At 53.7% G+C, this 13,947-nt stretch carries 10 protein-coding genes and 2 pseudogenes; 7 read left to right on the plus strand and 5 right to left on the minus strand.

All coding sequences use genetic code 11. The features are described from left to right. Positions 1–359: 359 nt before the first annotated feature. A pseudogene (locus ACP99_RS21425) lies at positions 360–761 on the plus strand (zinc ribbon domain-containing protein); the annotation flags it as partial. 74 nt (positions 762–835) lie between these two features. On the opposite strand, the pseudogene ACP99_RS15025 reads toward ACP99_RS21425, so the two are convergent. Together ACP99_RS15025 and ACP99_RS15030 are read right to left on the minus strand one after the other, a co-directional pair. Further along, positions 836–3,327 (minus strand): annotated as a pseudogene (locus ACP99_RS15025) (efflux RND transporter permease subunit). A gap of 4 nt (positions 3,328–3,331) precedes the next feature. Further along, positions 3,332–4,927: a COG1361 S-layer family protein gene (locus ACP99_RS15030; protein ID WP_156105760.1), complete on the minus strand. Its 1,596-nt coding sequence runs from the start codon at positions 4,925–4,927 to the stop codon at positions 3,332–3,334. Between the two features lie 275 nt (positions 4,928–5,202). Here ACP99_RS15030 and ACP99_RS15035 point away from each other — a divergent pair, with 275 nt between their 5' ends. The 5 genes from ACP99_RS15035 to ACP99_RS15045 all read left to right on the plus strand — a co-directional run bounded on the left by ACP99_RS15035 (position 5,203) and on the right by ACP99_RS15045 (position 11,022). After that, positions 5,203–5,811, plus strand: a complete 609-nt coding sequence (locus ACP99_RS15035; protein WP_049987381.1) for a TetR/AcrR family transcriptional regulator — start codon at positions 5,203–5,205, stop codon at positions 5,809–5,811. Positions 5,812–6,103: 292 nt separating this feature from the next. Beyond that, complete coding sequence (locus ACP99_RS20160; protein ID WP_156105761.1) at positions 6,104–7,864, plus strand: DUF7282 domain-containing protein; 1,761 nt, start codon at positions 6,104–6,106, stop codon at positions 7,862–7,864. 211 nt (positions 7,865–8,075) lie between these two features. Further along, positions 8,076–9,218, plus strand: a complete 1,143-nt coding sequence (locus ACP99_RS19510) for a hypothetical protein (protein WP_231554307.1) — start codon at positions 8,076–8,078, stop codon at positions 9,216–9,218. After that, complete coding sequence (locus tag ACP99_RS15040) at positions 9,215–9,880, plus strand: ABC transporter ATP-binding protein (RefSeq protein ID WP_049987382.1); 666 nt, start codon at positions 9,215–9,217, stop codon at positions 9,878–9,880. Before ACP99_RS19510 ends, ACP99_RS15040 begins: the two co-directional genes overlap by 4 nt. Then, the gene (locus ACP99_RS15045) at positions 9,877–11,022 is read left to right on the plus strand and encodes an ABC transporter permease (protein ID WP_049987383.1); all 1,146 of its coding nucleotides are present in this window, start codon (positions 9,877–9,879) and stop codon (positions 11,020–11,022) included. The genes ACP99_RS15040 and ACP99_RS15045 overlap by 4 nt, the downstream gene beginning before the upstream one ends. Before the next feature lie 63 nt (positions 11,023–11,085). Here the strand turns inward: ACP99_RS15045 and ACP99_RS15050 are convergent, their stop codons facing one another. After that, a complete protein-coding gene (locus ACP99_RS15050) occupies positions 11,086–11,652 on the minus strand; it encodes a helix-turn-helix transcriptional regulator (protein WP_049987391.1) in 567 nt (188 codons plus the stop codon). A 4-nt stretch (positions 11,653–11,656) separates the two neighbouring features. Further along, positions 11,657–12,316 carry a hypothetical protein gene (locus ACP99_RS15055; RefSeq protein WP_197052487.1) on the minus strand — a complete coding sequence of 220 codons (660 nt, stop codon included), beginning with the start codon at positions 12,314–12,316 and terminating at the stop codon, positions 11,657–11,659. A 288-nt stretch (positions 12,317–12,604) separates the two neighbouring features. On the opposite strand from ACP99_RS15055, the gene ACP99_RS15060 reads away from it, so the two are divergent. Continuing rightward, complete coding sequence (locus ACP99_RS15060) at positions 12,605–13,534, plus strand: hypothetical protein (protein ID WP_049987385.1); 930 nt, start codon at positions 12,605–12,607, stop codon at positions 13,532–13,534. A gap of 184 nt (positions 13,535–13,718) precedes the next feature. On the opposite strand, the gene ACP99_RS21635 is transcribed toward ACP99_RS15060, so the two are convergent. Further along, entirely contained in the window at positions 13,719–13,943 is a 225-nt protein-coding gene (locus ACP99_RS21635) for a DUF7504 family protein (RefSeq protein ID WP_449271593.1), read from the minus strand. Between the last annotated feature and the right edge of the window lie 4 nt (positions 13,944–13,947).

A 13,947-nucleotide genomic window follows, 5' to 3' on the forward strand; every position in this document is an offset into this window, starting at 1 on the left:
AGTTGCCAACGGGGACGTGGGGCCGGCCCGCTGTCCCGCGTTGGAATCCTCGCCCTTCAGGGCGGGGAGGATGTCAACTTCTCGGCAGCGTATCCGTGGTCAAGCACAACGGGGCAAAAATTGGCGGTTGGGTTGAGATCCACTCGGAGGATGAAGGCCATCACACCATTCCGGAGAGGACATCTTCGAAGCCGTGGTGACACGGCAGACAAAAAGCGACTCTCGCCCGTTTGTGCCTGCCCAGCATAGCATACAGGGCAGCACAAGCAGGCCGATGGCACGACCCGTGCCCGGACGCAGGGAAAACTGTGGCCGGGGATATTCTCAAAGCCTCTCCGAGATCAACTGGATACACGAAGGAGATCATCGCGCAGGCCGGTGAAAACGACTGTTCGCACATCGTGTTCGAGGACTTGACCCATATTCGGGAACATTCCGAAGGCAACGTAACAACACGTCTGGGCGTTCCGGCACCTCTACGAATACGTCGAGTACAAGGCCGAAGTGTATGGCGTGGAAGTTGTGCAGGTTGACCCTCGGAATATCTCGAAGCGGTGTTCAGCGTGTGGTCCACCCATAGCGACAACCGGTCGGGTGAAACGTTTTCGTCTCAGAAGTGCGGGGACAAGAACCACGCCGACTACAACACCTCGAAGAACATCGATTTGCAGTATCTCCGTCGTCGGCAAAATGCAGCCGACAGAGGCGCACCCGTAGATATGCACTTGAATCGTGGGACGCTGAACGTGAACGGCAAATATTCGTCTACTGTCCTACGCTACGCAGTTAGAACAGGAATCCACACGAAAGCCTCGGGGCTTGACTCCGAGGCGATTCACCTGTCTGGATGCCCCATCGGTTCAGCGGGATCTCCGTTAATAATGCGGTCCCAAATCACCAGTGCCGATGGGAGGACGAGCAGCGATGCGAGGAACGAATAGACGATCGAAATCGCTGTCAGAGTCCCGAACTGACCTAACACGGTCAGAACCGCAAGTACGAGCACGCCAATGCCGAACGCCGTAGTGGCCATACTCCCAAGAAGTGCTCCACCAGTTCCAATGACTGTTCGTTCTAAGGCCTCATACAGCGGGCGCTCTCTACGCTCGTCGATGAACCGATGTACGACGTGCACAGAGTAATCGATCCCGAGACCGATGGTCAACGAAAGGATCGTCGCGGTAAACGCATTAAATGAGATTCCGAGAACGCGCATCGTCCCTGCGACTGCTGCAACCGCGACAACAATCGGAACGAGGTTGGCGATGCCAAGCGACGGTAATCCCTCAAGAATCCAGTAGACGACAATCAAGAAGATCACGGTCGCTCCGAGTGCAATTGCGAGGCTTGTGATTGCGGATTCAAAGATGAGATCAGAAACCTGCTGAAAGACTACAGTGTTACCCGTTGCTGTCGCATCCATCCGGAAGCGTTCAGACGCGATCTCACGGGCTGCAGTGGTGGCTTCGCTATTGGAGGCATCCGCGGTAGTTGAGTACACGATTCGTGCACTTCGATGATCCTCTGAGAGATACTCTGAGGCCTGCCCACCCGCAGATGACTGTTCGAGTTCACGGTAGATTGTCGGGAGGTTATCGTCGGGGACACCATTGTCGTTGCGGTCATTCCGTTCGACGAGCTCGGCGAATTCGGGATCCTGTTCGGCATGATCCTGGATGACCGTCACAATGCTTGTCGACTCTGCACGTCGATCGCCGTCATCAACAAACGCATCCGGTGGGTCCTCACCCGCGCGATAGATCTGCTCTAAAGCAGCGTCATTTTCCATCCTCCCTTCGACGTATATGGTGACTGACCCCCCCTGTGTGCTAGTGAATTTGTCTTCGAGGAAATTCAGCGTCCCCACCACGCCGTAATCACTTGGTGCAAACGGTTCAGGAAGCGACTTCAGAAGTGGTGAGACCTCCTCTGGCGGGAGAAAGTCCTCTTGTGAGAACGATGTGTCGACACCCGTAGCATACGCACCAGCTCCCGCGCTAAACACGAGTGCAAAAATGAGAATGAGAGCAGGGATCTTCCGCGAGAACCAGACACCAATTGAGAGGACCTGACCGAGGCGTGACCCCTCCTTACCGAGTGGGCTTTGACTAAAGGTCGGAATTGGCCAGCTTCCGCGTCGACGGTCAAGCCATACCTTTGCCGCGGGCAGGAAAATACCGAAAATAAAGAACGTAAAGACGATTCCGACGCCAGCAACGATTCCAAAGTCACGGATTGGGGGCAGACTCGAAGCAAGATTCGCGAGGAAGCCGATGACTGTCGTCCCGGTGACAATAAAGAAGGCGACCAACAGTTGATCTGTTGCGACGGTCATCGCCGACTCAATGTCTAATCCAGTGGCTCTATCCTCACGGTAGCGATTGATCGCGTGGATTCCGAAGTCGATTCCAACTGCTAAGAGCAGTGGCGGAACAGAGATCATTATCTGGTTGAACGGGATCCCAGCAAGCCCAAGGAAACCAAACGTCCAAATCACAGCCATTCCGAGCGCGGTAACACCTAACAGAAGGTCCAAGAGGTCGCGGTAGGCAATTATGAGAAATCCCACGATAAGAAGGACCGCTGCGGGCGTGACGATCAACAGCGAATCGGTAATGACGGTCCCGAACTCATCAGCGATGATACCGCTACCAAAGACAGTGATATCGGTGTCGAGTTCCGTATCAATAATTCGCTGTGCATCCGTCTGAATTGGAGTCAGTGGCTCTCGCCGGACTGCCCAGCAGTCCCACCGCCTGCTCCCTGCGGGAGGTCGTGGGATACAACACCGATCGTTGCTGACGCTGAAGCCGACCGACGATTAAAATCGTTGCTCAGCGTCCCTGTAAACGCCGGATTATTTGCATTCTCTTCTATCGCCCGACGGACGTCTGTCCGCGGTGCACGTTCGAGAGCAGTGATTTGCTGTTCAAGCGTCGTCGCTTCTGGATCAATCGTCTGTGCGACAATCCTCGCTGCAGAGGAGGTGCTCGAAACATACATATCGTCCCGATCTGCAAGCGTCTCCTGCGCTCGCAACATTGCGATCATCGAGTCCTTCGAGAGGACGTTTGCATCCCGCTGAACGAGTTGGGTGCTACCACCGTCTTCATCGAATACCGGCAGGAACTCGTTTTCGACTTGTTCGAGCGCATTCGCTGCGGGAATATCCTCGGCGAATTGTTGGGTCCCTGCTTCCGTAGAGACGTTCCCCAGCCCGCCGGCGAACACAAGTGTAACGATGAGGAACGCTAGCATCACCTTCTTTGGGCGATTAACGATATGATCGTCTGCCCAGTCGACGAAGCGCTGGAAGTCAAGCCGCATCGATTTAGCCCTGCCGACGATAGTACAGATATCCTCCAGCGGCGAGTACTAACACGAGGACGCCCCCAATGGGAACAAGTGGCAATCCGCCGCTGCCAGACCCTTCTGTCACTTCAACCGGAACCTGATACGTATCGGAGATGATCGTATCTCCATCGGGCTCATCGTACTGGAAGTCCATCTTCACAGGATACACTTTTGCAGTAGCGTCGTTACCTGCGCTCAGTTGGAAGCGAATCGTCCGGGATTCTCCTGGCTGAAGTTCCTCAATGAATGCTTCGTCGTCCGAGGACGACAGTGGCGAGTCCATATAGATTTTTGCGGAGACATCAGAAACCACATACTCGCGTGTGTTCGTTACAGTGACCTCGAACGTGTCATCTGAACCCGCTGCAAACGTACCGTTGACTGGTTCAACCTCGAATTCGGAGGTGCCCTCTCCGATATCTACGCGAGCGGGAAGCGTGTTCGATTGCAGTTCAGTATCTTCTTGATTCCAGTAATCGACAGCGAACTCGAATTGTCTCGGGCCGGCGGCCGCACTGCTTGTCACCTCAACGTCAAACTCGAATGACGCTGACTCGCCCGAATCCAGTGAGCCAACGGCGACAGATGTCTCGACAGGAGTGATTGTTGGACCCGGATCCGTAAGGGTAACCACAGCATTATCAGCAGTGCGTGGGCCCTCATTTGTGACCGTCCCGGTGAGTGTCTGAGTTTCACCGACCCGGAGTGCGCTATTGATATCGTCAACGGAGAATGTCAATTCCTGAGCAGGCGCAAGACTTGCAGTGAGTGTCTCGCCTTCGCGTTCGATACCGTTCTCGTCGTCATAGGTGAATGCGACCGAGAGAGGTTTGGCCCCATCATCGCCAACAGACTCATCGATTGCAGCACGGACTGTCACGTTCCTCGATTCACCAGGTTCGAGATCACCGAGTACCTCTTCGGCAGTCCCACCGTCAACGGTGACACCGCCACCGCCGTTGATCGTCGCTTGGGCACCGAAAGCCGTCTGAGTCCCAACATTTTCGATTTCAAGGGTTGCGTCTCCGTCAGATCCGGGAGCGACGTCGGTTTCGACATCAGAGACCTCGAACTGCGGTTCATCTGGAATTCTTACAGTGATTGTCTGCCGCTCACTTTCTGAAAGTCGTTGGGTATCACCCGAAGTGACACGGTTGGTGTAGTCATACCGAACTCGGACATCGATATCATATGTTCCTGGTTCGATGTCTTCGGGCACAGCAAGCCGTTGGGTGGCCTCACCAACCTGTCCATCTGGAATCGGGCCGATTGGTGTTTCTCCAGTTTTCACCTCAAACGGGCCACCGTCAACAATTTCGAGGCTCACACCACGGGCGGTCGTGACCTGTTCGACGTCCGAGCCGAAATCAACCTCCCCATCGTTTGCAATCTGGAAGGCAACGGTCTCTTCGGTTCCTGGAGCGAGTTCGTTGTCGGGGAGATACACATCGAGATCCGGTTCACCGGCTGTGATGCCGCTACTTTGTGCTGCGGCAAGGGGCGGTAACCCGACAGTGCCGATTATCACTAACAAGCCGAGCACTACAACGGAAATACTTTTTCGACGACTCATTTCGCTCCCCCATACTCATTCACATCTATAGTTGTGATGAGGGTGACCTGCAGTTGCAGGTACCGTACTGGAGGGGATTTCAAGGCAGTGGGGGCACTCATTACTTCGTAGTTTAACGCTCAGGTTATACTCTTTTTGATTGTTCGTTCAATCAAATGGCTTAACCCCCTGCACCGAAGGTACACCAGTATGACTGGCCAGTACACCAGATTCGGGGCCACAATAACCGGAAGATACGGTCAGCAATGGGACCGAACGGTTAGGGTGTCGGATCAGTGAACACCGATACGTTTGATGATCCCGAGGGCACGCGTGAAGAAATTCTCGCGGCAACCTACCGTGCACTCGATAAGTATGGGTACTCAGATCTGACGATTCAGCGAATCGGTGATGAATTCGATAAAAGTACGAGTCTGTTGTATTATCATTACGAGAACAAAGATGAGTTGGTCATCGAGACGTTAGAATACCTTCTGGATGCATTCGAAACGGAATTTACTGAGAGTGATGTCACTGACCCACGAGAACGGTTAGAGGAGTTTCTCGCACAGACGTTTGCCACGCTGACCGAATCGACTCGACCCCGAACCCTACTGGAGTTGCGGGCTCGAGCAGCACACGATGAACGATACCGTCGTCACTTTGAGCGAAGCGATCAGGTGTTCAAAGACTATCTTTCGGAACTACTCAATGCAGGAGTAGAATCAGGTACCTTCCGTGACCTGGATCCTCAAGCCGTTTCGACAACGATCCTTCTCTTTCTTGATGGTGCCTTACTCAGGTGTGCAGTTAACCCAAACGAAGCGTGGAAAAACCAAGCCCAAACTGAGATTGAGACATACCTGAAAACGCGAGTATACGGGCAGTCCGTTACCCGAAATTAGATGCTAAGTCCTCTATTTCAGAGATAACCCAGAGTCGAAGCGACCGGGTAGAGCAGTAGAGAGGGCGTTCAGCGTTTATTCTCGTATGCGAACGAGAGAGCCCCAGTCTCGTCAGCGCGCACGAGTTTCAAAAACCGTGGACGTGCGGGCTACAGACCAACTCATCAACTTCTCGATTGGCACACCAACATCTCCGCTGTTATCTCCTGTGATATTTTGACCGAACTGCTTTATAAACTCCGTATGGTATCTGGGGCCAACACTGCTCTGTATGGCCCCTCATCACGTCTTTTTGACAGTCGCTATCGTGTGTACCCTTTTAATCGTCGGTCCAGGGACTGTCGTCTCCGAGGAGATCTCATCAGCGAACTCACCTTCAGTGGAAGGTGATGCTGTTTCCCACAGTGTAAAATCAGGGGGAAGTGCTAGAAGCAATATACAAGATGCATCTGGATCGATCGATGAGAACGGACTGACCGTCACCCGCGGCGATGACACAACAATTTCAATCTCACATTCTGAGACGGCAACGCTCGTGATCGGCGGTGACGATTACGGATTCAACACGACTGTCAAACTCAATGGCGATGGTACTGATGAGATTACGATTGACACACGACAAACGACGGCAGAAAATGCAGGCGCATTCATTGAGGGGGGATCAGCGACTATCCACCACAAGCCGCTTGAACAACCAATAAAGCCCGCAAAGTACCCGTTGCGGCTGATCATCGGTGGGATCGAACGCGACGTCACTACGCTGTCTGTCGAGGCGCGTGATGAGATGACAGGAGAGGCCTTCAGCGCGCCACGATCGCTTACGCCTGATGAGTACCTTGGAGGGTCTGATAATGGGGATGCGAATGTCGAGCCGATTGAAGAGTCGATGGTTGCCAGTAGAAACGTTACCTACCGTGACTACGCGGTCGCACGATTCTCTGAAAGCGGCCTCGAAACGACGCTAAATCGAGATGATCTTACCGGAAGCGCCACAGCAAATGGCCTCCGAATAGTCCTTGAGCAAGCCGTCCCACATCCCAACCAGGAGGTACGGACATACGTCGCTACCGAGACTGATGCTGTCACGGTTCTACCCAACTTCGCAGACGATGAAATCTATCTTCTTTGGGATACCACTGCCACAGACCTTACGGCCCGATCAGAGTCAAACCGGTACCGTGCAAAGGTCGTTCTAACCGAAGAGAGTTCGTTTGTCGACGAGAAGACAACGCTTGCGACAACTACGTTTGATCTCCGTGAAGCATCGGTATCACTGGAGCCGACGAACGGTTCGATACACCAACCGTGGGATGGTGATGCCTTCTCTGTGTCTGGGGAGACGAACCGTGTTGCTGGTACAACACTCGAAGTGGGCCTTCGTGGTTCTGGATCGGACTCATTCCTTGAGTTGGGTGATGCGGAGATCGGTGATGACGGAACATTCGAGACCACCCTTGATGTGCGTTCAGTACCGCGGGGAACGAACGCCACGTTGTGGCTCCGTCCCTATCGCTCCGAGACTGCTGAACAAATTCACCTGGTTGCCTCCGATCCATACGTCGAATTTGAATCACAACAACTGAACGGAACATCGGTCACGGTTTCTCGTGCAGAGCTTTCAGAAGGTGGATTCATCCAGATTGAAAGTGAGGATAACACAGTTGTTGGACGGAGTGAATATCTGGCCGCTGGTGAACACGCGAATATTTCTGCGGAGCTGAATACACCCCTGTTAGAATCACAACAACTCCGCGCGAAGGTAATCCGCTCCGGCGAGGAACAATCCTATGATCCTGACGCCTCATTCTATTTACAGAACGAGTCGGTTGTTAACGATACTGCTCGCATAGAGGTCCCTAAGCAACCGACAGAAACGGCAACAATGACACCAACGGTGACGGTGACCCCAACTTCAACACCCTATCCTGTTGTAACTCGGACGCCATTACCACCCTCTGGAACTACGAAGTCGAGTTTGCCGCTCTCACCGCTTACGACTATTGCCGCATTCGCAATCGTGGGGCTTCTGGTATTGCGACGAGTACATACCTAGTCTCGGGGATCTATCTTTCTACGAGGAGAGAATCCCGGCGTTTACGCCGGGAATGAATCCGACAACGCTGACACGATCCATTCGGAATGTCTGACCGCAGACAGCAAGATTTAGTAACACAATAAGACATATTTGGGCCGTGAATTGGTCCCAATCGAAACGATTGGCCGTTGTGGTCGTAGTCCTCCTAAGCAGCACCGGTGCTGTGACAATGACTGCAACGGCAGCAGAGCCAGCAGTACAGCTATCCTCCGTTTCAGTAACACCAAACGAGCCGAATACTGGAGAGCGAGTTACGTTTAACGCAACGATCGCGAACCTAGAGAACAGTGATTCAGTTGCCGAAATCACGGATGTGTACGTCCGATCGCCGGGTAGTGCCAGTGATTATGCCCGAGTCGAAGATGTCGGATCGATTGCACCCGGTGGTTCACTCTCTATCCCGATCTCGACAACATTTGATCAGTCGGGTGAGAAACGGTTAAATCTGCATCTCGTGGTCCAAGACGAGAACGGGAACTTCCACTCCTACACCTACCCGATGTACGTTGATGTGACCGAACCAACTGTTCGGGCAGATCTCTCGACTGAGTTGTCGAATAACCGAACAGATACGACAAAGGTCTCGTTGACTAATTTCGGGAATACCGACCTTTCAAACATCGAGATTACTGCGGTATCCAACGGTGAAGTTATCGATCAGAACTACCTCTTAGAAATTCACCCGAATTCGAATCGATCGACCGTATTCGATACGAGTAGTGTGTCTGCAGAAACGATACAGGTTACTGCAAACTACACAGCAGCCGGTGACCGTCACTCAACATCCTTTACTGTGGATCTAGATGACCAAACAACCCCGCTCGGAGAAATTCGTCTCACCGGTGTCGAAACAATACAGACAGGTACTGGAGTGCAAATCCAGGGTGATGCTGCGAATCTTGGTGGGACGGATACTCAGTCGGTCCTTGTTCGAGTTCCGCAAACTGAGAAAGTAAGCCCCACCGCACCGACAGGAGAGTACTTTATTGGTGCTATCGATGGCAGTGAGTTTGCCACGTTCGAGCTTACAGCGCAAACAGAATCAAACGTGTCGACTGTCCCGGTTGAAATCACCTATATCGTCGATAACGAACGAGTGACGAAAACTCAGGAAATCGAGCTCGGTGGGACCGGTCCATCAATGGGTGTCGGTGCCGAACAAATGCCTGGCAGTAACAATCCCGGAGCTGGACATACTGGTGGGCCTGGAAACTCCCATAGTTCAGGGGGTCTCTCCCTCACGATAATTGGAATCGCAGCGGTATCGGTCCTCGTGATCGGCTTCGGTGTCTATCGCTGGCGCAGTCAATGAGCGTTGTCGAACTCAGCGATGTGGTGAAACGGTATCGCAACGGGCAGGAGTTAATTGAGGCGCTGAAGCGTGTTGACTTCCACGCCGAGCGTGGCGAGATGGTGACAGTGATCGGTCCATCTGGATCCGGAAAGAGTACGATGCTGAATCTCGTCGGACTGCTTGACACGCCGACGGAAGGCACGGTTCGACTAGATGGACAAGATGTGACCGACTTCTCCGAAGACGAACTCACAGAGGAACGGCGATCGGGAATTGGGTTTGTCTTTCAGGCATTTCATCTCTTGCCAATGCTCACTGCAACCGAGAACGTAGAACTCCCGTCGATGTGGGACACCTCTCGCGATCGTCGCGATCGAGCCATAGATCTCCTGCAACGCGTTGGCCTTGGTGATCGACTCGATCATACACCAAACCAGCTGTCGGGCGGTCAACAACAACGTGTCGCGATCGCCCGCGCGCTCATTAACGAGCCAGATATCTTGCTTGCAGACGAACCGACAGGGAATCTCGATCAAGATACAGGCCGCACGATACTCGATGAACTGACGCGGCTCAAAGAAGATGAGAACATTGCGATTGTATCAGTCACCCACGACGAACAATTAGTCGATTACTCAGATCGGATCGTCCGCCTCGTCGATGGAGTGATCGAGCAATGAGCATTACTGAGCTTCTGTGGCGCTTTCCAAGTGTCCAGATGGCGTGGCGAAACCTCGGACGTAACCGAGTTCGAACCGCGCTCGCAATGCTGGGTATCGTCATCGGCGTCGTCGCGATTGCCTCGCTTGGGATCGCCGGTGTCGCAATCCAACAGCAGGCCACAGCGAATCTTGGTAGCCTCACGGATGAAGTGATGATCTCCGCTGGTCCTGACAGTCCTGAAGATGGAATTACTGAGGAGCAGGTCACTGACATCCGTTCTGTCGCTGGTGATGCGACGGTGGTCCCAGAGAAGACTAATCACACAACCCTAGAGACAAGGGACGGACGAGAGGTGTTCGTCGGCGTCACCGGATTGACCCAAGCCAGTGCGATGTATACCGTCTCAGAAGGTGAGAATCCAGATCGTCTCCAGTCGGGGGCGCTGCTGAGCAATAGCACTGCTCAGCAACTGGATCTCGAACTGGGCGATCCCGTCGAGTATGACGGACAACTCTACCGAATTCGAGGTTTCGTCGAATCACAAGGTGGATTTGGCCGTGGTGGACGGGAACTCGTCCTTCCAGTGTCAGCACTCTCAGAGCAGGAATACTACGGTTCAGTAACGATCATCACCGAAGACGGTGACCAAGCCCAAGAAGTTGCAAATGCACTCGAAGCTCGGTTCAACGAGGGCGATGACGAGGTACTGAGTGTCACCAGCTTCGCCGCTGCACGGGAGAATGTTGGGTCATTTATGAATACGCTCAACCTCGCATTACTTGGCATCGGTTCGATTTCGCTCGTTGTCGCTAGCGTGGCCATCCTCAACGTGATGTTGATGAGTACAATTGAACGCCGCGGCGAAATTGGCGTCCTTCGAGCGGTGGGGATTCGACGTGGTGAGATCCTTCGGATGATTCTGGCAGAGGCAACCTTCCTTGGCATCATTGGAGGTTTCGGCGGTGCACTTGCCTCAGTTGGGGTTGGCCTCGTCATCTTCCAGTTGGTGACGAACGATCCGATGCTCATCTTCAGCTGGCCCAGCCTTCGATATTTACTTCTGGGGTTCGGGTTCGCTGTCGTGGCGAGTATGTTGAGTGGGCTCTACCCAGCGTGGAAAGCAGCGAACGATCCGCCCGTCGAAGCGCTTCGTGGATGACCACAGGATGATCACCTCCACGGCCGGCTAGCCGTGGGGGTTCGAGCGGGCAAAAGAAACCTCTTACCGTAACAAGACCACGTTTCCTACGCCACGGCGTTTGCGTTCTATGAGTTCTTTGGCCTCGAGTGTGTCTAGCGTTCGACTCACCGTTGCCTTCGAGAACTCTGTCTCCTCGACGATCTCACTTTGCGGGAGCACTCCATCTGCCTCAAGTATGACCTCGTAGACGGCCAGCTCAGTATCGGCGAGCCGGTCTGCAGTCTCCTCCCAGTCACGTCGACGAGCCTCAAGTAGTTCGTCTGTGGGCTTTGGATCGGAGCCACGGTGAGAAGGGCCCTTGGGATTCGACTCGATAGATCGCTCCGCAGAACTGGGAGTATGACGGCCTTCGAGATAGAGTACTGCTGCGCTTACACCAGCGGTGAACGCGGTCGTGATGAGAACGGCTGCCTCGGCGAATGTGAGGCTTGGCCGGATCGCCCCCGTGTAGACAGGATCGCCACCAAGCCGAACTACGATCGAGGGCGGTGTCACGAGGCGGACGACCAGTACGAGAAGCACAGTGGTTGTAAGGACGAAAATACCTGCAGCGAGCAGCGCTTTGGGCCGAAGTGACGTATCAGCCATCATCTCAATTTGGAACTGATTCTCCGGTCACGCCTCTCAGTCGGACGAAGGCTTCGACCGTCTCGGTTTCTAAGTTCACAATCGCGCTGTATCTGACATTCCCCTCGAGTGGGTCGACGACGACAAGCACCCGTTGAGTGCTCATCTGTTTGTCTTTTCGTTCGAGAACGACCGTATCCTCAGGGGTTCCATCTCGAATAGTGAATTCGGTCTCATTGACCGTCTCGAGTTGGCTCCACGTCATCTCAGGATCCGCGCCAACGATGGCGGCCCGATCACTACGAGTGCCGACCGGAATCGGTCGCATCGTATAGATGGCGTCATCTGGAGTAGCAAGCGTTCCGTTTGCCGTCACAATCTGTTTTGCACGTTTCCGCTCTGCGAGGCTCAACTGGGGCGGGTCACGGGGCGTAATTGTAACGACAGGGGTAGTCTCAAGATCAGTGATTGTGATCCGTTCGACGGTACTCAGATCCGTTCGTAGCGGTTGACTCGTTCCATCGCGTACGTCGATGAGCTGTCCGTCTTCGATCGTGAACTCGTGGGTCGTGTCTGATGGTGGTGCAGATATCACACCGGACACGTTCACGAGGACGGCAAAGCTGCCGGCAAGACCGGCAAGTGCAACGAGCAGCACGATGCGGGGGAGGGCATCCGACTTCACATTTCTGTGACCGACGGTTTGTGGTATGAAAGTGCTGATTTTCAACACTTTGAAACGAATGAAACGGGCGTCGAAACGCGTTTCACGCCCGTTTCCAACGGGGGTTTACCAACTCTTTCGTCTAACTCCCACTCGCCGCGATCAGGCCACTATCCGGGCGAACCACGGTCATTTCCGACCTTGTCACACGCCTCCGGTGTACCGTCTCGTTCGGAGAGATGGCCAAGATCGCCGCCCACTACAGATGTCCCCAACAAAATCCCCGCAATCGGAGAGGTACAGAAACAAATGAACGACGAATATCGCCTCGCAGCGTACGCAGTCGCAGTATCGTTGGCCGTGCTCGCTATTAGCGGTGCAATTGTCGTCGCGGGTGACGCCCCACCGGATTCCTCGCCGTCCTCGACGGATAGAACCGATCAGAACGTGACCATCGACGAAGCGAATCGGATCGATATTTCGGTGGCCGACAGCAACAGTACCGTTGCCTTTGATCAAGGTGAGCGCACCTGTCGAGGCAACCTCCGCGTCGACGATCCTGATCAGACCCGAACGGATGTCGAACTTGAAGGTGTGACGGTCACATTGGTCGAAGACCACGACGAGCCATTCGACGAGATCAACCGGGAACAGTTCGCAGAGTTAGTGTGGGATGAAGTCTCTGCAACTGCCGGATTCGAGAATTACGACCACGTCGAAATTCGGGTCAACCAGTATTACGAAACTGTTGCCCGGGAAGAACCGAGAGATACTGTCGGTGTTCGTGTTCGGCCAGTCGATGACTGCCTCCCAACGGTTGAAGCCGAGGTGATGCTCGACAACCAGTCGGTGGACGTGCGCGCGGCCCACCCGGAGATCGAGGATCTCGAGTTGAATGTCACTGACACTATGGGTGTCCTTGACGATACGGAGCGGAAGTTACTCGAACAGCTTCTTGAATCGAACACGTACGCCAGCTATACCATTCAAACCGAATTTGATACGTCCTCCCAACTGAATGCAACTGTGCTCAAGGCGACAAACGACGGTGTGATCGAGGTGAAGTTGACCGACCCCACTATCGAGGGGCACACAGTCATCACGAGAGTCAATCTTGAGTCTGAAACCGTCCTCAACACGTGGACAAAAATATCGATCGAACAGAGTGATGGATCCAATACAGTCGTTGTCAGCGATGCCACCGACAACAGTACCGTAACTTTCGAACGAGGAGAGTGAGCTAGGATCCTACTCGCTCACGGCTGACGCCATTCGCTCCGTGAGGGTAGGACTTCCTTTTCTACAACGAGCTTTGCAGATACTCTGCTACTCTCTGCAAAACAATATCACTAACCCCCTTCCTCAGCGAGCGTCAACCGAACAGGAGGCGCGATCAGGAAGAGGGCTTAGCGCCTTAATGTAGCTAAGAGAAGAGGGATTTGATCGTATTAACCGTCTCCTCAGTATGGGCGTGAGGACAAATAGAGAACCGACCGATTGTCCTATACTGCTCGAAAAGTGAGATACATTGACGGGTAAAGCGAACAGTACTATCGAGCGAGAGATACTGGAGTATAACCGACAGTGAATCGACGATGATTAGCGTCGGGTATGCTTCGGCCCCTATTGAATCTAAGAATTTGGTGATTTCG

The organism is Halobellus rufus, assembly GCF_000739575.1.
Taxonomy (GTDB): Archaea; Halobacteriota; Halobacteria; order Halobacteriales; family Haloferacaceae; genus Haloquadratum; species Haloquadratum rufum.

What these genes read in the sequence shown, in the direction of transcription:
- ACP99_RS15060 (WP_049987385.1), top strand. Translation starts at nt 12,605, where the DNA reads ATGAACGACGAATATCGCCTCGCAGCGTACGCAGTCGCAGTATCGTTG.
- ACP99_RS15050 (WP_049987391.1), bottom strand. Translation starts at nt 11,652, where the DNA reads ATGGCTGATACGTCACTTCGGCCCAAAGCGCTGCTCGCTGCAGGTATT.
- ACP99_RS15030 (WP_156105760.1), bottom strand. Translation starts at nt 4,927, where the DNA reads ATGAGTCGTCGAAAAAGTATTTCCGTTGTAGTGCTCGGCTTGTTAGTG.
- ACP99_RS15045 (WP_049987383.1), top strand. Translation starts at nt 9,877, where the DNA reads ATGAGCATTACTGAGCTTCTGTGGCGCTTTCCAAGTGTCCAGATGGCG.
- ACP99_RS19510 (WP_231554307.1), top strand. Translation starts at nt 8,076, where the DNA reads ATGACTGCAACGGCAGCAGAGCCAGCAGTACAGCTATCCTCCGTTTCA.
- ACP99_RS15040 (WP_049987382.1), top strand. Translation starts at nt 9,215, where the DNA reads ATGAGCGTTGTCGAACTCAGCGATGTGGTGAAACGGTATCGCAACGGG.